Consider the following 25,056-nt stretch of genomic DNA (forward strand, 5'->3'; position numbering starts at 1 on the left):
ATTGCCCTTCGTGAGCGGCAATGCGCAGCCAGCGCCTTCCGCTGGCGTTGCCCGCTTCGCCCCCGTATACTCCCCGCCATGCAAACCCCTCAGGACATCCTCCAGCACGTTTTCGGCTACCATCAATTCCGGGGCCAACAGGAAACCATCGTCAACACGCTTATCGGCGGTCACGATGCGCTGGTACTGATGCCTACCGGCGGCGGGAAATCGCTCTGTTATCAAATTCCGGCGCTGGCCCGCCCGGGCACAGGTATCGTTGTCTCTCCCCTGATTGCCCTTATGCAGGATCAGGTAACCGCCCTGCGCGAACTCGGTGTGCGCGCCGGTTTTCTGAATTCCACTCTCGCCTGGCCCGACGTACAGGACACCGAGAGAGCGCTGCTCAACGGCGAACTCGACCTGCTGTATATCGCTCCCGAGCGGCTGATTCAAACCCGCACACTGGATTTACTGCACCAGGCGGAGCTGGCGTTGTTCGCTATCGACGAAGCGCATTGCGTGGCGCAGTGGGGGCACGATTTCCGGGCCGATTACCTGCGTCTGGATTTGCTGCACAACGAATTTCCGCAGGTGCCGCGAGTAGCGCTCACCGCCACGGCGGATATGCGCACCCGGGAAGAAATTATCGAGCGGCTGCAATTGCAGGAGGCCCAGCAGTTCATCGTCGGCTTCGACCGCCCCAACATTCAGTACCGCATACAGCAAAAAGACAACCCGCGCCGTCAATTGCTGTCTTTCTTGAAAGACGAGTACCCGCAGCAAGCCGGTATTGTGTACTGCCTTTCCCGGAAAAAAGTCGAGCAGACGGCCGAGTGGCTCAGCGGGGAAGGTTTTAATGCCCTGCCCTACCATGCCGGTCTGTCCCCCAGGTTGCGCGAAACAAACCAGAGCCGCTTTTTGCGTGAAGACGGTGTCGTTATGGTGGCCACCATCGCCTTTGGCATGGGCATCGACAAACCCGATGTGCGGTTTGTGGCGCATCTGGATTTGCCCAAAAGCATTGAAGCCTACTACCAGGAAACCGGACGCGCCGGGCGTGACGGGCAACCGGCTACCGCCTTGTTGCTCTACGGCCTGGAAGATGTGGTAAAGCTGCGGCAGATGATGAGTACCTCCGAAGGGAATGAGCAGTTCAAACGAGGGGAGCAGCAACGTCTCAACGCCATGCTCGGGCTGTGTGAACTGACCAGTTGCCGCCGGCAGGTTCTGCTGCGGTATTTTGGGGACCAGCTCGACGAGCCTTGCGGCAATTGCGATACCTGCCTGACGCCGCCGCAGACCTGGGATGCCACCGAAGCGGTGCGCAAAGCGTTGTCCTGTGTGTACCGCACTGGGCAACGTTTCGGAGTAACACACATCGTGGATGTGTTGCGCGGCAGCGGTAATGAAAAAGTGATCACTCAGGGGCACAATCAGCTCTCCACCTATGGCATAGGCAAGGAACTGACGGTGGATGAGTGGAAAGCGGTATTGCGCCAGTTGGTCGCGGCGGGTTATCTCGATGTGGATGCCGAGGGGTTTGGCGGACTTCAGCTTACTGAAAGCTGTCGACCGATCCTTCGCGGTGAACAGCGAGTGAACCTGCGGCGTGATATCCGCACCCGAAAGCCGACCGCGCGTGCCGCCCGGCGGCCCGATGCCGATATTGCCGAGGTGGATCGGCCGTTGTGGGAGGCGTTGCGTGCCTGCCGTCGGCGCCTGGCCGAGGAGCACGGCGTGCCGCCCTACGTCATTTTCCACGACGTTACCCTGCGGGACATGCTGGAGCAGCGCCCGCACACCGCCACCGAGCTTCTGGCCGTGAGCGGCGTCGGTGACAGTAAGCTGGAACGCTTTGGCGCCGACTTCCTGGAAGTCATTCAGGACTTCTCGGCGCTGGCGTCCTGACCGTTTGGAGAGAGCAGCGCTGTGTAACCCGCTCGATAATCGGGGTAGGCAAACCGGTATCCTGTCCCAAGTAACCGGCGATTGTCACAGCGTTTGCCGAGTCCGCCTTCCTCCGGTGCGAAACGGGCTTTATCCACTTTGAGTTGCTGGCTCAGCCAGTTGACGACTTCCGCCATGGGCGCTGGCTCACAATCACTGGCGAGATACAGCGTATCCAGGGCTTTCCCCTGACGTTGCCGTTCGATCAAATGAGCCAGTATTCCGGCGCAGTCTTCCGAATGAACCCGGTTGGTGTAGCGGCCGCTTAATGTGGCCCGACCCCGTCGCACCCGTTCCACGAAGCGGTCCCGGCCCGGTCCGTAAATCCCGCTGAAGCGGACAATGCAATGCGCGAATCCGCTGTTGGCGATGACGGACTCCGCGTTGAGCAAGTGTTGAACACGCCCGCTGTTTTCCCCTGAGCCTGTGACGGACCGTTCATCAATCCATTCGCTGTCGTTTTGCTGATAAACCCCCGTGCTGGAGACATAAAGAATCAGTCGCGGCGTTTTTGCGTGTTCACACAACCCTTCAATCAAGTGCTCACAGGTTTGCACATACGCCCGGTGATAGCCGGCATCCGTGCGTTCAGACGGGGTCATGGTGACCACCACGACATCGTAGTCATCTTGCAACACGTTCCTCATGGCCGCGCGATCCGATGTATCAACAGCTCGGTAGTGAATGCGCGGGTCGTTTTCCGGAGGATGACGGCGCACTCCGTCCACCGCGTAGGACGGCGTCGGCAAGTGGGCTGCCAGGCGCCGCCCGAGGTCACCGCAACCAACGATCAATAGTTTTTCGCTATTTCGCTTTGCGTCTTCGATCATAAAAAGGCAAACTCGTATCTATCCACACTAACCATTCCACACTAACCATTGAGCCTCCCATTCAGGAAACCGCAAAGCATGACCTTAACAGAATTGCGCTACATCGTAACGCTTGCCCAGGAGCAACATTTCGGGCGTGCCGCTGAGCGCTGCTTTGTCAGTCAGCCCACCCTCAGTATCGCGGTTAAAAAACTGGAGGAAGAGCTGGGTGTGGCCTTGTTCGAGCGCTCCAAATCCCGGGTGCAGGCAACCCCGCTGGGCGAGAAGATTGTGGCGCAGGCCAACTTGGTACTGGAGCAGACCTCCGCCATCAAAGATATTGCCAATGCGGGCAAAGACCAGTTAAGCAGCCCGCTGCATGTGGGAGCCATCTTCACGATCGGGCCCTATCTGCTGCCGCATTTTATTCCCGAGCTGCAAAAAATCGCCAGTAAAATGCCGCTGTACGTCGAGGAAGGTTATACCGCCACCCTGCGTCAGAAACTGCGTAAAGGCGAGTTGGACGTTATTATCGTCGCGCTTCCGTTCACGGAAGCGGACGTCGTCACTCAACCGTTGTTCGATGAGCCCTTTGTGGTGCTGATGCCCCACGACCATCCGCTGGCGGATAAAGAGTCGATCCACCCCGACGACCTTGATGATCAGAATGTACTGCTGCTGGGCGAAGGCCACTGTTTCCGCGACCAGGTGCTGGCCACTTGCCCTAATCTGCAAACCTCCATAGAAGACCCGCACAGCCGTATTCGCACGGCGGCCGAGGGCAGCTCGCTGGAAACCCTGCGGCACATGGTGGCCTCCGGGCTTGGGATTACCATCCTGCCCATGTCGGCGGCGGTGACCGCCAACTACACACCGAATATGCTGGTGACCCGGCCGTTCACTCAACCGGCACCGAGCCGCACGGTGGCCCTGGCCTGGCGTGCCAGTTACCCCCGCTACAAGGCCATTGAGGCGCTGCGCAAGGCCATCAACATGTGCCGCCTAAGCACAGACGCCGCGTAACGAGAGGCGGCCGGTGACGGAACGAGCCGACAGTCTGGATCGCCTGCCGGTGACCGCTCTCAAGGGGGTGGGAGGCAAATTTGCGGAAAAGCTGGCCCGGCTCGGTATTCACAATGTGCAGGACCTGCTGTTTCACCTTCCACTTCGTTATCTTGATCGAACGCGAATAACACCCATCGGTGCCCTGCAACCCAACGTCAATGCCGTGGTGGAAGGCGAGGTGCGCGCCGCCGATATTGTGTTTGGTCGCCGTCGGCGCAGCCTGGTTTGTCGGCTGCAGGATGGCAGCGGTACCGTAACGCTGCGCTTTTACCACTTTTCCGTCGCGCAGAAACAACGCCTGGCCCCGGGCACGCGGTTGCGCTGCTTTGGTGAAAGCCGACGCGGGGTTTCCGGGCTGGAGCTTTACCACCCTGAATACGAATTTATTGATGACGCTCAAGGTGTGCCTCTGGAGCAACGGCTCACGCCTGTCTACCCGGCCACGGAAGGATTGACCCAACAGCGTATGCGGGCACTGGCCACTCAGGCGCTGGAACGACTCGATACGCATTCCCTCACGGAACTGTTGCCCGACACCTTGTTGACGGAACTGGGCTCACAGGGCCTTCAATCCGTGCCGCTGGCTGACGCTATCCGCTACGTACATGCGCCACCACGCAACGCCAACGTTCAGCAACTGGTGGATGGAGAACACCCTGCGCAGAAACGGTTGGCGTTTGAGGAATTGCTGGCCCACCACCTCAGTCTGCTGCTGCGGCGTCGCGACGCTCAGGCAGAAGGCGCGCCAGTGCTCAAGCCCGACCAGCGTTTGCGTGAACACTTTCTCGATGCGTTGCCCTTTCAGTTGACCGATGCGCAGCAGCGCGTAGGGGCTGAAATTGATCGTGATCTGGGTCAGCCCCGGCCAATGTTGCGGCTGGTCCAGGGGGATGTGGGGTCGGGCAAAACGCTGGTGGCGGCGTTGGCCGCGCTTTCCGCCGTCGCCAGCGGTTGCCAGGCCGCTATCATGGCGCCCACTGAAATCCTCGCCGAGCAGCATCGCATCAACTTTGGCCACTGGCTGGAACCCCTGGGTGTTGAGGTGGGGTGGATCACCGGCAAACTGACGGCCGCCCGTCGGCGTGAGCAACTTGCGCGGCTGGCCAGTGGCGAGGCTCAAGTGGTGGTGGGCACGCACGCCCTGTTTCAGGAGGAGGTGCAGTTTGCCAACCTGGGGCTGGTGATTATCGATGAGCAGCATCGTTTTGGTGTTCATCAACGGTTGGAGCTTCGTCAAAAAGGGTCCCGGGGCGGTTTGCGGCCTCATCAGCTGATCATGACCGCAACGCCCATTCCCCGCACCCTGGCCATGAGCGCCTATGCCGACCTGGATACCTCAGTCATCGACGAACTGCCACCGGGGCGTACGCCGGTCTCCACTGTGGTAATCAGTGAGCAGCGCCGCCCGGAGGTTATCGAGCGGGTCAGCCGGGCCTGCCGCGATGGGCGTCAGGCCTATTGGGTGTGTACCCTCATTGAGGAGTCGGAAACACTGGCGGCCCAGGCGGCTGAAGCAACGTCGGAAAATCTCGCGGCGGCCCTGTCCCACCTGAGAGTGGGTTTGGTGCATGGGCGGCTGAAAGCCAAAGAAAAAGAGCAGGTGATGGCGGCGTTCAAGGCGGGCGATATCGATCTGCTGGTGGCGACCACGGTGATAGAGGTGGGGGTGGATGTGCCCAACGCCAGCCTGATGATTATCGAAAACCCCGAGCGCCTGGGGCTGGCCCAGTTGCACCAGCTGCGGGGTCGGGTCGGGCGTGGAGCGCAGGCCAGCCACTGTGTGCTGTTGTACGGCGCGCCGCTGTCCCGCCAGAGCAAGCAGCGCCTCGCGGTGATGCGGGAAACCAGCGATGGTTTTGTGATCGCCGAGCGGGATCTGGAGTTGCGCGGTCCGGGGGAGGTACTTGGCACCCGGCAGACGGGCGAAATGCAATTCCGCATCGCCGAGCTGGAGCGGGATGCCCCCCTGTTGCCGCAAGTGCAGCGCAGTGCCCAAATGTTGCTGGAGGGCAGTCCGGCGCTTTGCCTGCCGATCATAGAGCGCTGGCTGGGAGAACGGCGTCGTTATGTGCGGGTTTAATGGCCATGCGAAAATGCTTGATCACAGGCCCGGCTTCTTACACACTGATTGTATAAAGCCCTGATTGAGGCCGGGATTACGCGTTAGGGTTTCCGATAAGTCAGACACGGGCGGTTACAGAATATTAAGGAGTCAAACGTGCCCCTACCTTCCAGCGTTGAGTCGCTGTTGAACAGCCAAAATATTCATTACGATCTGGCGCGCACGCCAGTGGATGCCAACAATCAACCGCTTTGGCACGATCGCCACCTGCGGGAGGTGGGAGCCGCCAAAGCGGTGTTGTTGGAAGACGACAAGGGGCGCATCCTCGCCCTGGTCTCTGCGGATACCCTGCTGGATCTGGCGGCGGTGCAGCGACAACTGGGCCGGGAGTTGCGCGCGACGACACAGGACGCCGTGCGACAATTCTGTGATACCTACAGTCTGCAATCAGTGCCGGCGCTGCCCAAGCTTGCCGGTTTGCCCACGCTGGTGGACAAACAGCTTCTGCGTCGCGACAGCCTGTTGCTGGACTCCGGCGATGATAGCCAGTTATTGCATATCAACCGCGATGATTTTCAGACGGTGCTGGAAGACGCCATCATCTGTGATATCGCCACAGCGCTTGAGCCGTTGGAAGAAGACAGCGGACCCGAGATGGATGAGGTGCATATCCTCGGGGCTGTCAGTCGTTTTACCCGTCGGCGCATCCGTCAGCGATTGGAAGAAACGCTCGAGTTGCCGCCGTTATCGGAAACTGCGCAACGAATCATCAATCTGCGGGTAGACCCCAACGCCGATATCAGTGACCTGGCCCAGGTCGTGGAAACCGACCCCAGTCTGGCGGCTCAGGTGGTGAGCTGGGCGGCCTCGCCTTACTATTCGGCACCGGGGAAGATCAAATCCATTCACGATGCAATCGTGCGTGTGCTGGGGTTTGATATGGTGCTTAATCTGGCACTGGGGCTGTCGTTGGGCCGGAGCCTGAAACTGCCCAAAGATGGGCCGGCGGGTTATCTGACCTATTGGCAGAAAGCGGTCTACACCGCCGCTACGGTGGAAGGGCTGGTCACTGCCATTCCGCGCGAACGCCGCCCGGCGTTCGGGTTGTCCTATCTGGCCGGTTTGCTGCACAACTTTGGTTTTTTAGTGTTGGCTGAGTTATTTCCACCCTATTTCAGCCAGTACTGCCGTATGACAGAGGCCAATCCTCACTGCCATCACCAGCCCATAGAACGCCACTTGCTGGGCATTACCCGCGAGCAGCTGGCCGGTACCCTGATGCGACTCTGGTCTATGCCGGAAGAGCTGGTGATTGCGCTGCGGCACCAGAATAACCCCGACTATCGTGGTGAACATCATCAATACGCCAACCTGATTTTCGTTGCGGAGAGATTGATGGCACAGCAAGGCATCGGGGGTGGACCGAAACAGGAAATCCCCGAGGCCCTCTTCAATGACCTGTATCTGGACAAGGACAAGGCAATGGCGACAGTGGCCAGTGTGGGTGAGTCCCTGCCCGAACTTGATCACATTGCGCTGCTGCTGAACCCGCACTGAAGCGTGACCCGGTGTGCGCACTGATGACGTTTGAAACCCGTTAATTATTTTTAGAAAAGGAACGGTATGCTCTCTCCCATTGAAGTTGCCAAAGCGGCCCATATTCTGGCGGAGCGTCGGCGCAGCGGTGTCCAGGCCGAGCGTTTGCCCGGGGAGTGTCGGCCAATGGACCTCGATTCAGCACTGGCCGTGCAATCGGCGGTGACTCGCGAGCTGGGCAGTGAGGTGGGTGGCTGGAAATGTCTGCTGCCGCCACCGGACCGTTTGGTGGTGGCCCCGATTCTTGCCAGCGATATTCACCGAGATGTGCCGGTTCCGGTTTGGGCGCCTGACGGGGTTGCCAAAATCGAACCGGAACTGGCGTTTGTGTTTGACCGGGACTTACCGGCTCGAGACGAGGCGTATTCCTCTGAAACCGTGCAAAGTGCGATTGCCCACACTCACCTGGTGCTGGAATTGATTCACAGTCGTTACGCTGATCCAGCCGCTGTGGAATTTCCCGAGTTGCTGGCGGATGGTCTGCTCAATCAGGGCCTGTTTATCGGCCCGGAGGTGGATCCGGATCTGGCCGTGGCGGCGAGTGAAATGGCCATTACGGTGCACTCGCAGTCAGGTGCGCCGGAAACTCACGCCGGGCGGCATCCAAATACCCACCCCAGGGCACCCCTGGAATGGCTGGTGGACTTTCTGCGCGACACCGGAGCGGGCATCAAGGCGGGCGATATTGTGATTACCGGCTCCTACGCGGGCGTTCTGGAGGTGCCGCTGGAAGAGCCAGTGCGAGTACAGTTCGGCGAGCTGGGGGAGCTGAGCGTTGCCTTTAAAGCACGAGTGCAGTCCTGAGCGTTGACGGCGGATTTGAGTGTAGGTTTAGTGTAGGTTGAGTGTAGCAAGAAGGAGGAAGAGGTTATGAGCGCAACGGAGTCGACTCCCTGCCGTTTTTCCTGCGAAATTCCCATGCGTTGGGGAGATATGGATGCCTTCGGCCATGTGAACAATACGCTGTACTTGCGTTACTGCGAAGAGGCGCGCTTCCAGTGGTTGAGCGAAGCAGGCATTCGCCTTTCGGCCGACAGTTATCCGGTAGTGGTTACGGTCGGGTGTACTTTTCTTCGTCCCGTGGTGTACCCGGCTATGCTTCGGGTGGACTGCTACGCCGATGAACCGGGGCGCTCCAGCTTTATGGCCCGCTTTCAACTCTACACCACTGACCAGCCCGAGGCGCCGTGCGCTGAAGCCTACTCCAAAGTGGTGTGGGTGGGCGGCGATGGCAAGTCCCGCCCTTTGCCGGAACCGGTAAGCGCCTGGTTCAGGTAGATTCATTTCACGTAGGTTGATCGCCGGGGCGTTCCTCGGTTGACCGGGGGGCTGTATCGTCTTCGGTCAGAGCCTGCTGGAAGCGATCACGGTCCAGCAGCCCCTCGCTATTGGCCACCACAGTGGATACCATGGCATCGCCGGTGATGTTGACGGCGGTTCGAACCATATCCAGCAACCGATCCACGCCGATAATCAGTGCTACCCCTTCCACGGGTAAACCGGCCTGTGTCAGTACCATGGCCAGCGTAATCATGCCGACGCCGGGTACGCCAGCGGTGCCCACCGAGGCCAGGGTGGCGGTCAGTACCACCATCAAATAGCCGGTAATTCCGATATCGATGCCGTATACCTGTGCGATAAACGCCGTCGCTACGCCCTGCATAATAGCGGTGCCGTCCATATTGATCGTAGCACCCAGGGGGATGGTGAACGAGGCGACCCGATTGTCCACGCCCAGGTCTTTTTCCACTGTGCGCAAGGTAATGGGCAGCGTGGCGTTGCTGGACGCGGTGCTGAAGCCGAACACCATCACGGACCACATTTTGCGCAGGAAAATTTTCGGGCTCAGCCCGGTCAGTGTTTTAAGCAACAGGCTGTAGACACCCAGGCCGTGCAACAGGAGCACGAACAACAGCGTGCAGAAATACAGAGCCAGATCTCCGATGGCGCCCCAGCCGAGATCCGCAAACAGCTTTGCCAGCAGGCAGAAAACGCCGTAGGGGGCCAGGTGCATCAGCATCATGACCAGCTTCAGGATAGCCGTGTTCAGGTGGCCAAAGAACGCCTGAAGATATTGCGAGGTGCGGGCTTCCGAGCGCGAGATAGCCACGCCGAGCAGCAGGGCAAAGACGATGATTTGCAGCATATTGCCTTCGGCCATGGCGGCGATGGGGTTGGAAGGAAAAATGCCCACCAGCGTTTCCTTGAGCGAGGGCTTTTCCTGCACGCTGAAAGCCTCCACCTCGCCGGGCATATCGATGCCGTGGCCCGGACCCACCAACTGCCCAATGGCTAGCGCCAGCGTAATGGCAACGGCGGTGGTGGTCAGGTACAGCCCCAGAGTCTTGATCGCCATGGGTCCCATACGGCTGTGCCCGCCCAACGCGGCGCTGCCGCAGACCAGCGAGACAAAAACCAGTGGCACCACCAACAGCGTCAGCGAAGCGATAAACACCTGGCCGACGGCGTCGAACAGGCCTTGCGCGAACCAGGTATGAAGAAAGTGCTCCTTGGATGGGGCCACCAGGTTAATCAGCACGCCAATGCTGATGCCCAGAACCATGGCCAGTAAAATGCGCTTGGTCAGATTCATGTCGAGCTCTTGGAATCGTTGTCGTTGTGAGCGGCGAGGAGTGCTCGACGCGAAAGACTCATTAAACCAACCTGGAGCGCCAGCGTAAAGCGATAGCCCAACCTCCCTGTTTCTCAATGCAGGTGCCGGGGAAGCTGTTAGAATACGGGCCAAATGCCTGATCGACGTCTTTTGTAGAGGTGTTTTTGACGCAATCCAACCCCCTGTTTCAAGCCGCGAACCCCCGCCGAAAGACGGTAAATCTCGATGGCTGCCCCGCAGAACTGAAGCCCTGGCTGTTGGACCGCGGCTCGCTGACCGCCAAACTCAAGCGGCACAGCGGGGGGCAGTTTCGAGTGCAAGTGCTGTCCCAGCGGTTGGCGGCACCGACGCTGAATGAGCGTCGTCGCCTTGGTATGAAGTCTGGACACTGGGCGCTGGTGCGCGAAGTGGTGTTACTCGGACACGAACAGGCCTGGGTCTTTGCGCGCAGCTTGGTGCCGTTGGCCAGCTTGACCGGCCGATTGCGGCAGTTACGGTGGCTCGACAGCCGGCCGTTGGGCGAGTTTCTGTTCGGTCAGCCGGATCTGGAGCGTGAGCCGTTGGAAGTGGCCCGCCTTTCACCCTCTGGAGGATATGCGCCCGCTGAGCTTCAACAAGACCAGGTGCTGTGGGCCAGGCGCTCGGTGTTTCGGCTGAACGATCGAGCGCTTTTGGTGGGTGAAGTGTTTTTGCCCGACTTCCTTACGCCGTTGAAACCCTCTTGCAATTGAAGCGATCGCAGAATTCAAGGTCCTTTATTTATGGCTTCTCCGTCTTCCAATAACCGCTCATGGTTCAATCACCTCCGGCAGAACTGGCGCGAACGGTTGTCGGTTTATTGGCGTCTGACCCGCCTCAACCGGCCAATCGGCAGTCTTTTATTGCTGTGGCCTACGCTCTGGGCGCTGTGGCTGGCCGCTGAAGGCTGGCCGAATGCAGGGTTGTTAATCATTTTTGTATTGGGCGTGTTTTCGATGCGCTCGGCGGGGTGTGTGATTAATGATTACGCCGACCGCAATCTGGATGGCCACGTAAAGCGCACCAAAAATCGGCCAATGGCCACGGGGGAAGTGTCTGAGCGTGAGGCATTAACCTTATTTGTCGTGTTGTGCCTGTTCTCCTTCGGGCTGGTATTGCTCACCGACCGTTTTACCGTTTTGTTGTCGTTGGGCGCTGTGGCGCTGGCGGCCTGCTACCCCTTTATGAAGCGGTACACGCACCTGCCGCAGGTCGTGCTCGGGGCGGCTTTTGCCTGGGCGATCCCTATGGCGTTCTCCGCCCAGCGCGGCAGTCTGGGAACGGATACCTGGCTGCTCTATACCGCCGGTGTGCTGTGGCCGGTCATGTACGACACACTCTATGCCATGGTGGACAGGGACGATGACCTCAAGGTGGGCATCAAGTCCACCGCTGTATTGTTTGGCGATATGGACCGGGTGATGGTCGGTATCCTGCAGATTTTCACGCTTTACGCCCTGGTGATGGTGGGCGGCCGCTTCGAGCTGGGGGTGTTTTACTATCTGGGTCTGGCCGGGGCGGCCTTGCTGTTCTTGTACCAGCAGTACCTGATTCGTTTTCGGGAGCGGGAGGCCTGCTTTCGGGCCTTTCTCAACAATAACTGGGTGGGACTCTTGATTTTCGTCGGGCTCGCCCTGGATTTGCAGCTTCGGTAAAGGCAGCTGATCCATCTTATTGTGACAGTAAGCGGTTTTTCCGGGGCTCTGTCATAATTGTGTAACACGGAGTTTATTAAATACGCTGGCGCGAGGTTGATATTCAACCCGGGGGCGCTGGTGTTGCCGCCGTCCCGATTGTTTACTGATGACAGGCAGAGATTATGGCAGGGCGCAGGATACTCATAGTGGATGACGAGGCCGCTATTCGCGACATGTTGCGAGTGGCTCTGGAGATGGCCGACTACGAATGTCTGGAGGCCAGCAATGCCCAGGACGCACTGGCACTGATTGTTGATGAGCGGCCAGACCTGGTTCTGCTCGACTGGATGATGCCAGGCACGAGCGGCATCGAACTGGCCCGGCGACTCAAGCGCGAGGAAGTCACCGCCGAAGTGCCTCTGATCATGTTGACCGCCAAAGGTGAGGAGGACAACAAGATTCAGGGCCTGGAAGTCGGCGCTGACGATTACATCACCAAACCTTTCTCGCCGCGCGAGCTGGTGGCCCGCCTCAAGGCCGTGCTGCGCCGTGCAGACCCGCAAATGAACGGTAACCCGATCCGTGTGCAGGGCCTTTGCCTCGACCCGTCCAGCCACCGGGTAACGATCAACGAGCGTTCCGTGGATATGGGTCCCACTGAGTACCGACTGCTGGAATTCTTTCTTACCCACCAGGAAAGGGCCTATACTCGAAGCCAGCTGCTCGATCACGTCTGGGGCGGCAACGTGTACGTGGAGGAACGTACCGTAGACGTGCATATTCGTCGGCTGCGCAAGGCGTTGGCGGTGGATGATCATGAAAATCTGGTACAGACGGTGCGCGGCACCGGCTACCGTTTCTCCACGCAGGCGGGCTAAACGCCACCCGCGACTGTTACTCTGGTGAGCACCGGGGCCAAGGCTGCCCCCTATGAGGCCAACTGTTTTGTTGCGAGGCTACAGCGTCGAAGTCCGGCGTCTTCTTATTATTCTCTCTCTGTGTGCTCTGGTGGGCCTGTGGCTGGACCATGTGGTTTGGGCATTGCTGGTGGGGAGCCTGTTCTATCTGGCGTGGATGGTTTGGCAGATCCGCCGCCTCAACCTCTGGCTGCTGCGTAAGAACGACGAGCCGCCGCCCGAGTCCAGTGGTATCTGGGGGGATTTGTTCGATAACATTTACCACTTACAGCGCCGTCAGGTACAAGAGAAAAACAGCCTGCAGGCAGTGATCAATCGCGTCCAGGAAACCAGTGCGGCCCTGCGCGATGGTGTCATTGTGCTGGATTGGCGCGGTTGCCTGGACTGGTGGAACCCCTCGGCCCAGCGGCTGTTGGGATTCCACAGTAGCGACCAGGGGAAATCGGTCATCAATTTCATTCGCCACCCGCGCTTTGTCAGCTATTTTGAAGAAGGCGATTACAGCGAGCCGCTGGAAGTTCCCTCCCCTCGATTCACCTCCAAACAGCTGCAGTTTCAGGTCACCCGCTTTGGACGCAACGAACGCTTGATCGTCGTCCGCGATGTGACCCAGCTACACAAGCTGGAGCAGATGCGCCAGGATTTTGTGGCCAATGTCAGCCACGAGTTACGCACACCACTGACGGTTATCAGTGGCTATCTGGAAACGCTGTCTGACAGCGGCACTGACTTGAGCCCTCCATGGCAGCGGGCTCTCGCGCAGATGCAGCAGCAATCAAAACGCATGTCGCTGCTGATCAATGATTTAATTACGCTTTCCAAACTGGAAACCACCGAGTCGGGCCACAACCATAAGCCGGTCAACCTGGAGCCGCTGCTGCACACCGTGAAATCCGAGGCTCAGGCGCTCAGTGCGGATAAGAGCCAGACCATTACTCTGGAAGTGCAAACGCCGGGCTTGCAGTTGCAGGGCAACGAAAAAGAGCTGCACAGCGCGTTTTCCAACCTCGTCACCAACGCAGTGAAGTACACCCCGGCGGGCGGCAAAATCGCCATGCGCCTGTGGCAGGCACATCAACAGATCTTTTTCTCGGTGAGCGATAACGGCCCTGGCTTTGACAGCAAACATATCCCCCACCTGACCCAGCGCTTCTACCGCGTGGAGCAGAGCCGCAACAGTGGCACCGGAGGCACCGGCTTGGGGCTGGCGATTGTGAAGCACGTGCTATTGCGCCACGATGGCGAGCTGCAAATCACCAGTGAGCCGGGTGTCGGCAGCATATTCACCTGTGTGTTCAGTCCTCCGCCAATGAGCCACTGAGAAGCCCGCACTTCCTCAACTCCCCTGTTATCAGCTGTTTAAAGTCACTGAAAAAGCGGTTGACAAATCTACTTTTGCAAAGTACTTTGAAATTCAAAGTTAATGATTTTCTATTCATTGGGTATAAGCAGTCGGTCTTGACGTAAACATGGAGATGAAAGGTTATGAGTGACAATGTGCGGGAAGATTTGACGTATATTCGCGAGCTAATGGCGGGAACGCGTCGTGCGGCCAGCATTAGTGGCGGATATTTCATTGTCTGGGGCGTTGCAACCGGTGTCGGGCTGGTGCTGACTTGGTTGCAGGTGGTCGGTGTATTGCCTTACCGACCCATGATGACTTGGGTGCCGTGTATCGCCTTTGGGATGATCGGCAATTTATTGTTGATTCGGCGGGACATCCGACGGCCGGTGCAAAGCTATGCCGGGCGGTTGGTGGGCATGGTGTGGGTGGCGGTGGGCGTGACGCAACTGATTTACTTTTTTGCCGGACTGGGCACCCACACTCTACCGGGACAGGTGCTGCCCGCGGTGTTTTCCGCGCTGATTGGTACGGGACTTTTCCTGACGGGCGTGTTGGCGGGCCTGGGCTGGTTGCGCAACCTGGCGCTTGGCTGGTGGCTGGGTTCTCTGGTGATGTTTCTGTGGCCGGGTGAGTATGCCATTTTGTTAATGGGGGTATTGCTGCTGCTGTGTTATGTGCTGCCAGGCGTCGTGTTGATTCGCATGCAGCACCGGCGTGATGACGTCGAGGAAGTTTGACGTGGCAGAATTTGATCACAACCAGATCGATGACTTAATTCACTCGCGCATTCGCCTGGCGGTGGTAGCGGTACTTGCCGGTGTCGAAATGGCCGAATTTACTTTCATTCGGGATCAGGTAAAAACCACGGACGGTAACCTGAGTACGCATTTGCGTAAGCTGGAGAGCAAACAGTACATCACCATGGAAAAGCGCTTTGTCGGCCGCAAGCCGGTGACGGAAGTATCACTGACAGTGCTGGGGCGCGAGGCGTTCGAACGTTATTTGGAACATCTGGAGTCGATGCTGGGATTGTCCAAATAAAAAGCATCAGGTGAACGGAGACTATCCGGCTCTTTGCTTGACTCTCATTCCCCTTTACTCCACGAACACGGGTTTGTGGAGTTTTTTTGCCCCCCCCGCGCTTTTCTTCATCAATCTGACATCAAATCAGAACACTCTTGTCACATTTCCCCTTCACTATGACGCCCAAACACTCTTTAAGTCATCAATGTGTCATATAAAGTGCTAGGAGAAGTTGATATGAAGTTTTCTCGACGGTCACTCGCAGTGGCGATGTCCACTATTACAGTCGGCATTAGTGCCAGTGCGTCAGCACAGAGCGAGCCGCAATTGCATGAAGAAATGGTGGTGACCGGCCAACGTGAAGCGCGCAATGAGGCGATTGACCTCTACCGTGATTCTGACAGTATTACGAACTTCATTGCGTCCGATGAGATGGGGCAGTTTGTGGATCAAAACGTGGCTGAATCTCTTCAGCGCCTGCCGGGAGTCTCCATTTCCCGAGATCAGGGGGAAGGACGTTTTGTGAGTGTGCGCGGTGTGAGTGCCGGGTTGAGCACCGTATCCATTAATGGCATGCGTATTGGCACCCCAGAGGACGGTTCCCGGGCGGTGCCACTGGATGTTATTCCCACCGGTTCGGTGGAACTGATTGAAGTGACCAAGGTGCCAACCCCTGATATGCCCGGTGATGCCATTGGTGGCGCCGTGAACGTAACCTCGGGCTCTGCGTTTGATCACGACGGAGAGCGCTTTCGCTATCGTCTGGAAGGCTCTTACAATGAGTTGAGCGAAGAGGCCAGCCCGAAAGTGCAACTTAATTACACCGATGTGGTGAGCGCATTGGGTGGCTCGGACAATGTGGGTATTTCGTTCGGGATCAACTATCTCGACCGTGAGTTCCAGTCAGACAACATTGAAGCAGCGTATTATCAGAATGATGATTTGGGCGAGGAAGTAAAAGCCCTTCAGGAAGTGCAGCTGCGCAAATACTACGTTAATCGCGAACGGCTGGGCGCTAACCTGAACCTGGAATATCGCCCCAACGATGCCAGCCGCTATTACCTGAATACCGTATTCAGCCGCTTCACGGATGCCGAGACACGTCAGCGCAGTATCTTCGTATTTGAAGACGGTACTCTGGCCGACTTTGACGGACGCGCTGGAACGTTCGAGGAGATGCCTGAAGATGCTTTCCGTCGCCGTATCCGCTTCCGCACCAAGGAGCAGGATACGCTGGCAATGGCGCTGGGTGGTGAGCACGTTACGGATCGTATGGAGGTGGATTATCAACTGGGTTATTCCGAAACGCGCGAGCGAGTTCCAGATGAAACGGAAGGTCGTTTTGAATATGGTCTTCAGGCGCTTACGGGCGATTTCTCGATTGGTGGTGGTCTGCCAACCTTCCAGATTTTGAACGAGCGTTCCGCAGACGCATCGCACCTTAATCACGATAATTATGTGTTGGATCGTGTGGTGCTCGAGCCCAAGTTTATTGATGACGATGATCTGAATGCGTCGATCAATGTGCTTTTCCGTGATATGTTCGGACACAGCGCGCTTTCCGTGAAAACCGGACTGGACTTCCGCGCGAAAAGCAAAGATGTGGATGTGAATGAAATCGAGTTGCGCGATGTTCCCGATCTGGGTTTAGTGCCCTACACGACCGGGGCACCTGATTACCCGTTCCATGAAATGGGCGCTGGGATTAGCAGAGAAGCGTTCCTGAATGATTTTTACAGTCGCCGCAATGAGTTCAACATCCGCGAACAGGATGAGATGGAGGCGCTTGAGCTTCAGCAAGCGGAAGACTTTGTCGCTGATGAAGATGTCAGTGCGGCTTATCTTATGGGAACCTACGAAACTGATCGTTGGCAGTTAATTACCGGCGCTCGAGTAGAGCATACCCGATATGATGCCACGGGTAATTTGTTGGACTTTGATGCACAGGGTAATTTGTCCATTACGCCCCGCTCGGTCGATTCCAGCTATACCGATGTACTGCCGGGTATTCACTGGCGTTACAATTTGCGCGATGACATGACGTTGCGAGCGGCCTGGAGTACGACAGTGGCTCGTCCGAACTTTTCGGACATTTCGCCGCGGTTCTCAATTAACCGGGAAGACCTGGAGATCGAGGCGGGCAATTCCGAGCTGGACCCCTATCGTTCCAATAATTTCGACCTGATGTTTGACTGGTACCGAGACGGTGGCGTGATTTCTGCCGGCGTTTTCCACAAAAAAATTGATGACTATATTGTGGATTTCACCTCGACCGCCAATGCAGAATTTCCCGGTTATGAAGTCACTACACCTGTGAACGGCACCGATGCTTCGGTGACCGGTATCGAGTTGAACTGGGAAGAGCAACTGGGTGCTTTCCTGGTCGGTGGTAACCTTACCTTTCTGGATACGGAATTGTCCCTTGAGCAGCGCGATGGTGAAAAGTTCGCGTTGCCAGAGTCTGCCGAGCGGTCAGGCAATTTGTATCTGGGGTATGAAATGGGCCGCTTCAGCAGCCGTCTGAGTGTTTCTCATCGCGATGAATACCTGAGTGAGGTGGGTGACACCTCCGCTTATGATTTGTACGTCGCGCCGCACACTCAAGTGGATCTCACAGCGGCCTATCGTGTAAACCCGCTGATGGATCTGGTGTTCGAGTTGACCAACATTAATGATGAGCCGCTGGAGTTGTATCAGGGCTCGGAAGGGTATACCTACCAACTGGAAGAATACGGTCGCACCGTCTCTGTGGGAGTGAGGGGCCGTTTTTAAGATTGTCAGGGTAGAGATACCGGATGGCGGGTAGGCGCTCAGCGCTCCCGCCATTTTTTATTGGCGATCAGGCGCTCTCGATCTCGTTGCGGTAACCATCCGCATCCAGTGCGTCGCTCAGCTCAGCGGTGTCTGCGGGTTTGACTTTAAAAAACCAGCCGTCGTCGTAAGGGGAGTCGTTCACCGTCTCGGGGGTGTCTTCCAGAGCGTCATTAATCGCGATGACTTCACCGCTGACCGGCGAATAAATATCGGAAGCCGCTTTCACGGATTCTACAACACCCGCTTCCTCACCTTTGCTGACGCGGCTGCCCACTTCCGGCAACTCTACGAACACGACATCACCCAGGCTGTCCTGCGCGTGGTCACTGATGCCTACGGTCACGGTACCGTCTTCTTCCACTCGTGCCCATTCATGGCTGGGCAGGTATTTCAATTCGTTGCGGATCTCGCTCATGGCTCGTTTTCCTGTTGTCAGAATGAATTAAATCAGTGACTGTCCGTGACGTACAAACGCCGGTTTGGTCACCTCCACCGTCACCCACTTGCCGCGCAGTTCCACTTCGCAGCGTTCCGCCGCCTCCTTTGGTACCCGGGCCAGGGCGATGCTGTGGCCCAGGGTTGGAGAAAAGCTACCGCTGGTGATCACGCCTTCTCGTTCAGTGCCGTCCACCCGCACTTTCTGACCGGCGCGTAAAACGCCGCGGGCGGTCATGCTCAACCCTACCAATTTGTCGTCAATGCCCCGGGCTTTCTCATCTGTCAGGGCCTGGCGGCCCACGAAATCGCGCTGCTCGGGCACCCAAGCGAGCGTCCAGCCCATATTGGCGACCAGCGGTGATGTCTCTTCGTCCATTTCGTGACCGTACAGGTTCATGCCCGCTTCCAGCCTCAAGGTATCCCGTGCTCCGAGGCCACAAGGAGTCGCGCCCGCATCGGCCAGTGCATGCCAGAGTGCCTCGGCGTCGCTGTCAGGCAGCATGATTTCCACGCCGTCCTCTCCCGTGTAGCCGGTGCGACCAATAAACCACTGGTCGTGTTCGAATGCGTGGAACACCGCAAGAGTATCGAGGGCGTCGGCGTGCTGTGGCAATACCTGTTTGACCTTGGTGAGCGCCTCAGGACCCTGCACAGCAATCATGGCCAGTCGGGGACGCTCACTGATAGCGATATCGTAATCGGCGCCGACTTGCTCGATCCAGGCCAGGTCTTTTTCACGGGTCGCGCAATTCACCACCAGACGATAATGACCATCGCGCAGAAAATGCCCCTCCCGATTGTAGACGATCAAATCGTCGATCACGCCACCTTGATGGTTGAGCATGCCGCTATAGAGCGCCTTGCCGGGTTTGCCGTCGAGCTTGGCGACGTCGTTGGCCAGCAGGTATTGCAGGAAGGGTTTAGCGTGCTCGCCGTCGATGTCTACGACGGTCATGTGAGAGACGTCGAACATACCGGCGGTTCGTCGGACCTGGTGGTGCTCCTCCATTTGGGAGCCATAGTGGAGGGGCATATCCCAGCCACCAAAGTCTACGATTTTGCCGCCCATGCGTTCGTGAAGGGCGAAAAGAGGGGTGCGGTTGCCCATAAAAGCGTCGATCCCGAGCGTGAAAGAGGCGAAGGCAGGGTTTGGCTGGCCTTCGAAAAGGGCGCCATTTTAGCGGCCCGGAGGGACTTTCTCCAGTACCTCGTTCTCTCGTGTCTTTTGCTCCGGTATATCGCCGGTGGGGGTGAGCACGGCGGCTCGAGCTCTGGCGGGCAGCCGACTTTGGCGAATCATCAGTATGACCGGCGCGATACTGAGTAAAACCAGCGTCAGGGCGGGTAGCGCAGCCATGCGCCAGCGCCCTTCCCCGGTGAGTTCATAGATGCGCACCGCCAGTGTGTCCCAGCCGAAGGGGCGAAGCAGCAGGGTGGCCGGCATTTCTTTCATGGTATCCACCAGAACCAGAAGCGCCGCGGTCAGTAGGCCGGGGGTCAGCAGTGGCAGATAAATGCGCCAGAGCACACGCCACTGGTTGGCTCCCAGGCTGTTGGCGGCCTCCTGATAGCTGGGGCGAATGCGCTCCAGGCTGGAGTGAACCGGCCCGAACGCCACCGAGAAAAACCGGATGGTATAGGCCAGCACCAGAGCGATCAGTGTGCCCATGAGAACCTGGTGTTCCGGTTGCCCGAGCAAGCGTTGCAGGCGATTGACGACTTCCCGATCCAGGAAGGCAAAGCCGATCATGATGCCCACGGCCAGGACTGAGCCCGGCAGGGCGTAGCCCAGACTGGCCAGCCGCACCGTGCCATTGATGTGATGCCGCCCCAGCAGTCGTTGCCCGTAAGCTACCAGCAGCGCGAGCAAGGTGGTGGCCAGCGCGGCGGTGCCGCCGAGCATAAACGTGTGCTTCACCAGTGCCCAGTAGCGACCGTTGAGTGCTTCGCTACCCTGCTGCCAGGTCCACAGGATCAGCTGGCTGGTAGGAATGATGAACGCCATGGTGAACACGGCCAGGCAAAACCCGCTGGCCAGCCAGGCGCGCCAGCCGGTGAGAACATAGCGCTCAGTGTCGCGCTGCGGGGTTTGGTGGAAGCGGCTTCGGCCCCGGCCTTTTTGCTCGGCAAACAGCGCCAGCCCCACAAACAGCAACAGTAATGAAGCCAGTTGCGCAGCAGCGGTCAGGTTAAAAAAGCCGAACCAGGATTTGTAGATGGCGGTCGTGAAGGTGTCGTAATTGAACACCGCCACTGCGCCGAAATCCGCCAGGGTTTCCATAAGGGCCAGAGAGACGCCCACCGCAATGGCTGGTCTGGCCATCGGCAGCGCTACATGCCAAAACGCCTTAAAAGGGCCGCAGCCGAGGAGGCGGGCCGCATCGGTGAGGCCGCGCCCCTGGGCGATGAAGGCGCTGCGTGCCAGCATGTAAACATAGGGGTAGAGTACGCAGGTCATGATAAACACGACGCCGAGCGGCCCACGTACGGGAAGAAAGGGTGTGTCGGGACCGAACCAGCCTCGCCATAGTGTCTGGATGGGCCCAGCGTAATCGGTCACCGCGAGAAATACGAAGGCGACCACGTAGGTGGGGACGGCCAGGGGCAGCATCAGCGCCCAGTCCAGCCAGCGTCGACCCGGGAATTCACAAACCGCTACCAGCCAAGCGAGCCCGACCCCCAGTACCAGAGTCCAGGCACCGACACCGAAGATCAGAATGAGCGTGTTTTTCAGTAGACGGGATAGCTGGGTTTCGATCAGGTGTTGCCACACATCGGTCTGCGCGCTGCCCCAGCTGAGAATGATCACGCTGATTGGCATCAGAACCAACAGGGCCATCAGCCAGGCCGGTACTTGCCAGAGACGGGCTTGCCAGTAATGGCGACGCTCTGGCGCGGGCGGTGTGTTGAAGTCGTGTGGATTCAAGCGGAACCTGTCGGGGTAATGCTCAATGTGGGGCGGCCGCCTGCTGGACGGCCCCAGTTAAATGGCACGCCGGGGCGAGTCATTTAACCGGGTAAACCGGCAGCCGGTAAAAACTACCGGTAGCCAGCGCGGTCCATCAGTCGAATCGCATCGCCCTGTAAGCGTCCGGCGGATTCTACATTGACCGAGTCGGCTTTGAAATCGCCCCAGGCGGCAACAAACTCGGACGGCTCGACATTGCTGTTGGCCGGGTACTCCTGATTGGCTTCAGCGAACTCGTGCTGGGCCTCCGGGCCGGACAGCCATTCCAGCAACGCAATGGCCGCTTCGGGTTGCTTGGCGTACTCGGTCAGGCCGGCGCCCGATACGTTGATATGCACGCCGCGATCATCCTGGTTCGGCCAGAACGGAGCCAGTTTGATCTCCGGGTTTTCCTTTTGCATACGTCCAAAGTAGTAAGTGTTCACAATCGTTACATCACACTGCCCGGCGAGAACGGCCTCCATCGCCGAGGTATCGTTGGAGTGCGGGGCCGTCGCGAGGTTATCCACCCATCCGCTGACGATCTCCTCCGTCTTTTCCTCGCCCAGAGTGCTGATCATGGTGGCGACGAGCGACTGGTTATAGACCTTCTTGGAGGTGCGCAGGCACAGGCGATCATTCCACTGGTCATCGGCCAGAGCCTCGTAGGTGCTGAGCTCTTCCGGGTCGACCCGGTCGGTGGAGTAAACAATGGTGCGCGCCCGCACTGACAGGCCAAACCATTCATTGTTAGCCGATTGCAGGTGATCGGGAATATTGGCTTCCAGGGTGTCGGATTCTACGGGCTGGAAAAGCCCTTCCTGCTCAGCCTGCCACAGGTTACCGGCGTCTACCGTCAGCAACAGGTCGGCGGGGGTGTTGCTGCCCTCGGCCTTGAGGCGCTGAATCAAGGCTCCGGCGCTGTCAGTGATATAACGGATTTTTACACCGGTTTCTTCGGTGTACCGATCAAAAATGGGCTGGATCAAATGTTCGGCCCGGGCGGAATAAACGGTCACGGTGGGTGGCTCGGCCGTTTTTTCGGGAGAGGCTTTGGCCGGAGTTTCGACGGATGAGGAGTCGCCGGAATCGCTACAGGCGGCCAGCAGCAAAGCGGCGGAGCCAGCCAGCAGCCCCTGGAACAGATTGCGTTGGAAAGATGCCATAGGAAATCAACCTTTTCGTTCAGAGTGTGGAATCGGTCAAAGTGGAAAATTCATTGAGTGCGAAGTCTAACAGTATACAGATGATAAGTATTCTTATTTACCGAATCAAATCGTTTCTTTACACCAAAGGGCTGCATCGCAGGACATCACAGAACATCACAGATCCGCGCAGAAGATCACAGAGAGGGTAGTCCGCAGTAAACTGGATAAGGTATATATACGTTCTACAGTTATAGAGTGAAAAGCGCTGGCAGGGCTCTACATTGGCACATTAGATAGAGCGGGTGATACAAGCGCCATCTTGTCGTCCATTGCTACAAGGGAGTTAGGTGAAGTGAAAAAGTTTCTGGGTCGTCTGTTCAAGATCGTGGTGGTACTGGTGTTACTGTTGGTCATTGCCGCCGTCGCACTGGTGTTTTTACTGGACCCCAATGTCTTCAAGCCGCGCCTGGAAGCCATGGCTCGCGAGCAGGGGATAGAGTTGCAGATCAATGGCAACCTCGGATGGCAGCTGTGGCCCGCGCTCGGGGTAGAGCTGAACGATATTCAGGTGGCGGCCCTACAGGCCCCGGAAGACACGATTGCCCGGCTGGAGCAAGCCAGCCTGCGTGTGGCCGTTATGCCGCTGTTTCGCCGCGAAGTCCAGGTGAATCATGTCCTGGTCGACGGCGCCGCATTGAATCTCAGTGTGGATGAGAGTGGTGAAGGGAACTGGGAGCGGCTTATTCAGGCGTCCGACTCCACCGATGCCACCTCGCCGCCTCCGGCTTCCACCGCCGATGACGCGCCCACTGCAACGGCTTCTGATGAGAGCGAGGAGACTGCCACCGAGGCCACCGAGGAAGGCCCCGCGCTGCAACTGGCGGTGGAACGAATCACCCTCAGTAATGCCTCCCTGCGCTATCGTGACCTGGGTACCGGGCAGGACCTGACGCTCGAACCGATGAATCTTGAGGTCGTGGGTTTCAATCTGCAGGGTCAACCGTTTGATCTGGATCTGGGCCTGACGGCCCAGGTGGAAGATCCAGAATTGCTGGGCAATGACCCGCTGGCGGTAAAGGCAGCGCTTGCCGGTCGTATTACTCTGGCCGATGACATGTCCCGTGCGCTGCTGGAAGAGGGCGTGTTGCGCGTGGAACTGTCGAGAGCGGGCGCTTCGGATGATATTCGCCTGACGGTGAACGCATCCGCTGAAAACCTGAACGATAACCCGGCCTACCAGGCGGAACTGGCGCTCGAGCCGTTTAGCCCGAAAACACTCATGAATGTGCTTTCACTGCCTGCGCCGGATATGGCCAGTGCCGATGCTCTGGATCGCCTGGCTTTTCGGGCGACAATTCAGGGCGATACCGAACAGGTGCGAATTGAGCCCCTGACTTTGGAGCTGGATCAGACCCGCGTCGAGGGTCGCGCGGCGGTCACTGACCTGAGCCGCATGGCACTGGATGTGGCCTTGACCGGGGACCGGATCAACATCGATGACTACCTGCCCCCTGCCTCCGAAACCCCGGAGGAAACCGCAGAGAGCTCCAGTGGCGACGAACCGCTGATTCCGCTGGAGACCCTTCGGGATCTGGATGTTGCCTTCGGCCTGGATTTCGACGCAATTACCGCCATGGGCTTTTTGATGGAAGACCTGAGCGTGCGGGTGCTGGCGCGCGACGGTGTGATTAACCTGGAGCGCGCGACACTCAACGCCTACGAGGGGCGCCTGGAGTCGCAGGGCTCACTGGATGGCGCTGGCGAGACGGCCGTTATCGAGATGGTGGCCGGACTGAATGGGTTGCAACTGGCGCCTTTGCTGGCCGACCTGGACATGGATGAAAAACTGCAGCTGAGTGGCGCAGTGAACGCCGATGTGTCCGCTGACACACAGGGTGTTACCATGAACGAATTGATGGCAGCGCTGGTGGGTGATGTGTCATTCTCTGGCGCCGAAGTGCGGCTGGCACCGCTGAACGTGGAGCAGAAATTCTGCGAAATGGTCACGCTCGTCACCCGTGGCGACGCCTCCGGCAAGACGTGGCCTCCCTACACTGAATTGACCGCGCTGTCCGGGCGAGCCACGATCCGTGATCAAGTGATTCGCGTGGAATCCATGCAGGCGGGCGTCGAGCGCCTGACTCTGGGGCTGGAAGGGCAGGTTGATCTGGGCGAGGCGCGGTATGACTTTACGCTGCCCATGCGTCTTGGTGGCGAACAGAGCAGTGATGGCGGCTGCCGCGTAAACAGCAATTATTGGGTGGACCGCAGCCTTTCTTTGTTGCGCTGTAGCGGGTCGCTGGAGGATCCCAACCCGATCGGTGATTGCGGTCTGGATTCAAAAGGCGTTCAGTCGCTGATCACCGAGTTCGCCACCTTCAAGATCAAGGATCAGTACGGCGACCGTATTGAAGCCGAGAAGGCCCGGGCAGAACAGAAAATCGAAGCGGAAAAAGCCCGGGTGCAGGAAAAGCTGGAGCAGGAAAAACGCGAGCTGCAAAACAAAGTACGTGACCGGCTGCTGGGCGGCTCAGGTAGCTCTGAGGAAGGTGAGGACGGTGCAGAGGCAGAGGGACAAAATACCTCGGAACAAAACACCTCGGAAAAAAGCGCCGAGGAACGTCTGCGCAACCTGTTTCGCCGCTAACGCGACCTCCATGATGCCCCGCCTCGTGTCAAACACGAAGTGGGGCC

20 protein-coding genes are annotated in these 25,056 nt (G+C 58.2%); 14 read left to right on the top strand and 6 right to left on the bottom strand.

All coding sequences use genetic code 11. The features are described 5' to 3' along the window. Positions 1 to 78: 78 nt before the first annotated feature. On the top strand, positions 79 to 1,890 hold the full coding sequence (gene recQ, locus ACQCLF_RS10215) for a DNA helicase RecQ (RefSeq protein ID WP_426987081.1): 1,812 nt from the start codon (positions 79 to 81) through the stop codon (positions 1,888 to 1,890). Here recQ and ACQCLF_RS10220 read toward each other — a convergent pair. After that, positions 1,863 to 2,759 (bottom strand): NAD(P)H-binding protein, encoded by an 897-nt coding sequence (locus ACQCLF_RS10220; RefSeq protein WP_426986887.1) that lies wholly within the window; start codon positions 2,757 to 2,759, stop codon positions 1,863 to 1,865. The two genes, recQ and ACQCLF_RS10220, sit on opposite strands and share 28 nt — an antisense overlap. Positions 2,760 to 2,837: 78 nt before the next feature. On the opposite strand from ACQCLF_RS10220, the gene ACQCLF_RS10225 reads away from it, so the two are divergent. The 5 genes from ACQCLF_RS10225 to ACQCLF_RS10245 all read left to right on the top strand — a co-directional run bounded on the left by ACQCLF_RS10225 (position 2,838) and on the right by ACQCLF_RS10245 (position 8,739). After that, complete coding sequence (locus tag ACQCLF_RS10225; protein ID WP_426986889.1) at positions 2,838 to 3,761, top strand: hydrogen peroxide-inducible genes activator; 924 nt, start codon at positions 2,838 to 2,840, stop codon at positions 3,759 to 3,761. Between the two features lie 13 nt (positions 3,762 to 3,774). Continuing rightward, entirely contained in the window at positions 3,775 to 5,883 is a 2,109-nt protein-coding gene (recG, locus tag ACQCLF_RS10230) for an ATP-dependent DNA helicase RecG (protein ID WP_426986890.1), read from the top strand. A gap of 138 nt (positions 5,884 to 6,021) precedes the next feature. Further along, positions 6,022 to 7,422 (top strand): HDOD domain-containing protein, encoded by a 1,401-nt coding sequence (locus tag ACQCLF_RS10235; protein ID WP_426986892.1) that lies wholly within the window; start codon positions 6,022 to 6,024, stop codon positions 7,420 to 7,422. A 66-nt stretch (positions 7,423 to 7,488) separates the two neighbouring features. Further along, positions 7,489 to 8,265: a fumarylacetoacetate hydrolase family protein gene (locus tag ACQCLF_RS10240; RefSeq protein WP_426986894.1), complete on the top strand. Its 777-nt coding sequence runs from the start codon at positions 7,489 to 7,491 to the stop codon at positions 8,263 to 8,265. Positions 8,266 to 8,331: 66 nt separating this feature from the next. Beyond that, on the top strand, positions 8,332 to 8,739 hold the full coding sequence (locus tag ACQCLF_RS10245; protein ID WP_426986896.1) for an acyl-CoA thioesterase: 408 nt from the start codon (positions 8,332 to 8,334) through the stop codon (positions 8,737 to 8,739). Positions 8,740 to 8,746: 7 nt separating this feature from the next. Here ACQCLF_RS10245 and ACQCLF_RS10250 read toward each other — a convergent pair whose 3' ends face one another. Next, complete coding sequence (locus ACQCLF_RS10250) at positions 8,747 to 10,054, bottom strand: dicarboxylate/amino acid:cation symporter (RefSeq protein WP_426986898.1); 1,308 nt, start codon at positions 10,052 to 10,054, stop codon at positions 8,747 to 8,749. Positions 10,055 to 10,239: 185 nt separating this feature from the next. Here ACQCLF_RS10250 and ACQCLF_RS10255 point away from each other — a divergent pair, with 185 nt between their 5' ends. From ACQCLF_RS10255 to ACQCLF_RS10285, 7 genes are all read left to right on the top strand, one after another. Further along, a complete protein-coding gene (locus tag ACQCLF_RS10255) occupies positions 10,240 to 10,806 on the top strand; it encodes a chorismate--pyruvate lyase family protein (RefSeq protein WP_426986900.1) in 567 nt (188 codons plus the stop codon). A gap of 30 nt (positions 10,807 to 10,836) precedes the next feature. Next, positions 10,837 to 11,748, top strand: coding sequence for a 4-hydroxybenzoate octaprenyltransferase (gene ubiA / locus ACQCLF_RS10260; protein ID WP_426986902.1), 912 nt, complete (start codon positions 10,837 to 10,839; stop codon positions 11,746 to 11,748). Between the two features lie 164 nt (positions 11,749 to 11,912). Further along, complete coding sequence (phoB, locus tag ACQCLF_RS10265) at positions 11,913 to 12,608, top strand: phosphate regulon transcriptional regulator PhoB (RefSeq protein WP_426986904.1); 696 nt, start codon at positions 11,913 to 11,915, stop codon at positions 12,606 to 12,608. Between the two features lie 52 nt (positions 12,609 to 12,660). After that, positions 12,661 to 13,968, top strand: coding sequence for a phosphate regulon sensor histidine kinase PhoR (gene phoR / locus ACQCLF_RS10270; protein WP_426986906.1), 1,308 nt, complete (start codon positions 12,661 to 12,663; stop codon positions 13,966 to 13,968). Between the two features lie 164 nt (positions 13,969 to 14,132). After that, positions 14,133 to 14,729 (top strand): hypothetical protein, encoded by a 597-nt coding sequence (locus ACQCLF_RS10275; RefSeq protein ID WP_426986908.1) that lies wholly within the window; start codon positions 14,133 to 14,135, stop codon positions 14,727 to 14,729. A gap of 1 nt (position 14,730) precedes the next feature. Further along, entirely contained in the window at positions 14,731 to 15,033 is a 303-nt protein-coding gene (locus ACQCLF_RS10280; protein ID WP_426986910.1) for a winged helix-turn-helix domain-containing protein, read from the top strand. Between the two features lie 219 nt (positions 15,034 to 15,252). Then, positions 15,253 to 17,787, top strand: a complete 2,535-nt coding sequence (locus ACQCLF_RS10285; protein ID WP_426986912.1) for a TonB-dependent receptor — start codon at positions 15,253 to 15,255, stop codon at positions 17,785 to 17,787. A 67-nt stretch (positions 17,788 to 17,854) separates the two neighbouring features. Here the strand turns inward: ACQCLF_RS10285 and gcvH are convergent, their stop codons facing one another. From gcvH to ACQCLF_RS10305, 4 genes are all read right to left on the bottom strand, one after another. Beyond that, entirely contained in the window at positions 17,855 to 18,244 is a 390-nt protein-coding gene (gcvH, locus tag ACQCLF_RS10290) for a glycine cleavage system protein GcvH (protein WP_426986914.1), read from the bottom strand. Positions 18,245 to 18,271: 27 nt separating this feature from the next. Beyond that, a complete protein-coding gene (gcvT, locus tag ACQCLF_RS10295) occupies positions 18,272 to 19,375 on the bottom strand; it encodes a glycine cleavage system aminomethyltransferase GcvT (RefSeq protein ID WP_426986916.1) in 1,104 nt (367 codons plus the stop codon). A 69-nt stretch (positions 19,376 to 19,444) separates the two neighbouring features. Next, positions 19,445 to 21,193: an ABC transporter permease gene (locus ACQCLF_RS10300; RefSeq protein WP_426986918.1), complete on the bottom strand. Its 1,749-nt coding sequence runs from the start codon at positions 21,191 to 21,193 to the stop codon at positions 19,445 to 19,447. Between the two features lie 113 nt (positions 21,194 to 21,306). After that, on the bottom strand, positions 21,307 to 22,380 hold the full coding sequence (locus ACQCLF_RS10305; protein WP_426986920.1) for a Fe(3+) ABC transporter substrate-binding protein: 1,074 nt from the start codon (positions 22,378 to 22,380) through the stop codon (positions 21,307 to 21,309). A 334-nt stretch (positions 22,381 to 22,714) separates the two neighbouring features. Between ACQCLF_RS10305 and ACQCLF_RS10310 the strand changes: the two genes are divergently transcribed. Next, the gene (locus ACQCLF_RS10310) at positions 22,715 to 25,009 is read left to right on the top strand and encodes an AsmA family protein (protein ID WP_426986922.1); all 2,295 of its coding nucleotides are present in this window, start codon (positions 22,715 to 22,717) and stop codon (positions 25,007 to 25,009) included. Positions 25,010 to 25,056 lie beyond the last annotated feature (47 nt).

It is taken from the genome of Marinimicrobium sp. ARAG 43.8 (assembly GCF_050113635.1).
In the GTDB taxonomy this organism is placed as follows: domain Bacteria; phylum Pseudomonadota; class Gammaproteobacteria; order Pseudomonadales; family Cellvibrionaceae; genus Marinimicrobium.

Coding starts and splice junctions, on each gene's coding strand:
- recQ (WP_426987081.1), top strand. CDS start 79: ATGCAAACCCCTCAGGACATCCTCCAGCACGTTTTCGGCTACCATCAA.
- ACQCLF_RS10285 (WP_426986912.1), top strand. CDS start 15,253: ATGAAGTTTTCTCGACGGTCACTCGCAGTGGCGATGTCCACTATTACA.
- ACQCLF_RS10220 (WP_426986887.1), bottom strand. CDS start 2,759: ATGATCGAAGACGCAAAGCGAAATAGCGAAAAACTATTGATCGTTGGT.
- ACQCLF_RS10250 (WP_426986898.1), bottom strand. CDS start 10,054: ATGAATCTGACCAAGCGCATTTTACTGGCCATGGTTCTGGGCATCAGC.
- ACQCLF_RS10240 (WP_426986894.1), top strand. CDS start 7,489: ATGCTCTCTCCCATTGAAGTTGCCAAAGCGGCCCATATTCTGGCGGAG.
- phoB (WP_426986904.1), top strand. CDS start 11,913: ATGGCAGGGCGCAGGATACTCATAGTGGATGACGAGGCCGCTATTCGC.
- ubiA (WP_426986902.1), top strand. CDS start 10,837: ATGGCTTCTCCGTCTTCCAATAACCGCTCATGGTTCAATCACCTCCGG.
- ACQCLF_RS10275 (WP_426986908.1), top strand. CDS start 14,133: ATGAGTGACAATGTGCGGGAAGATTTGACGTATATTCGCGAGCTAATG.
- ACQCLF_RS10225 (WP_426986889.1), top strand. CDS start 2,838: ATGACCTTAACAGAATTGCGCTACATCGTAACGCTTGCCCAGGAGCAA.
- ACQCLF_RS10245 (WP_426986896.1), top strand. CDS start 8,332: ATGAGCGCAACGGAGTCGACTCCCTGCCGTTTTTCCTGCGAAATTCCC.
- phoR (WP_426986906.1), top strand. CDS start 12,661: ATGAGGCCAACTGTTTTGTTGCGAGGCTACAGCGTCGAAGTCCGGCGT.
- ACQCLF_RS10305 (WP_426986920.1), bottom strand. CDS start 22,380: ATGGCATCTTTCCAACGCAATCTGTTCCAGGGGCTGCTGGCTGGCTCC.
- gcvH (WP_426986914.1), bottom strand. CDS start 18,244: ATGAGCGAGATCCGCAACGAATTGAAATACCTGCCCAGCCATGAATGG.
- gcvT (WP_426986916.1), bottom strand. CDS start 19,375: ATGGGCAACCGCACCCCTCTTTTCGCCCTTCACGAACGCATGGGCGGC.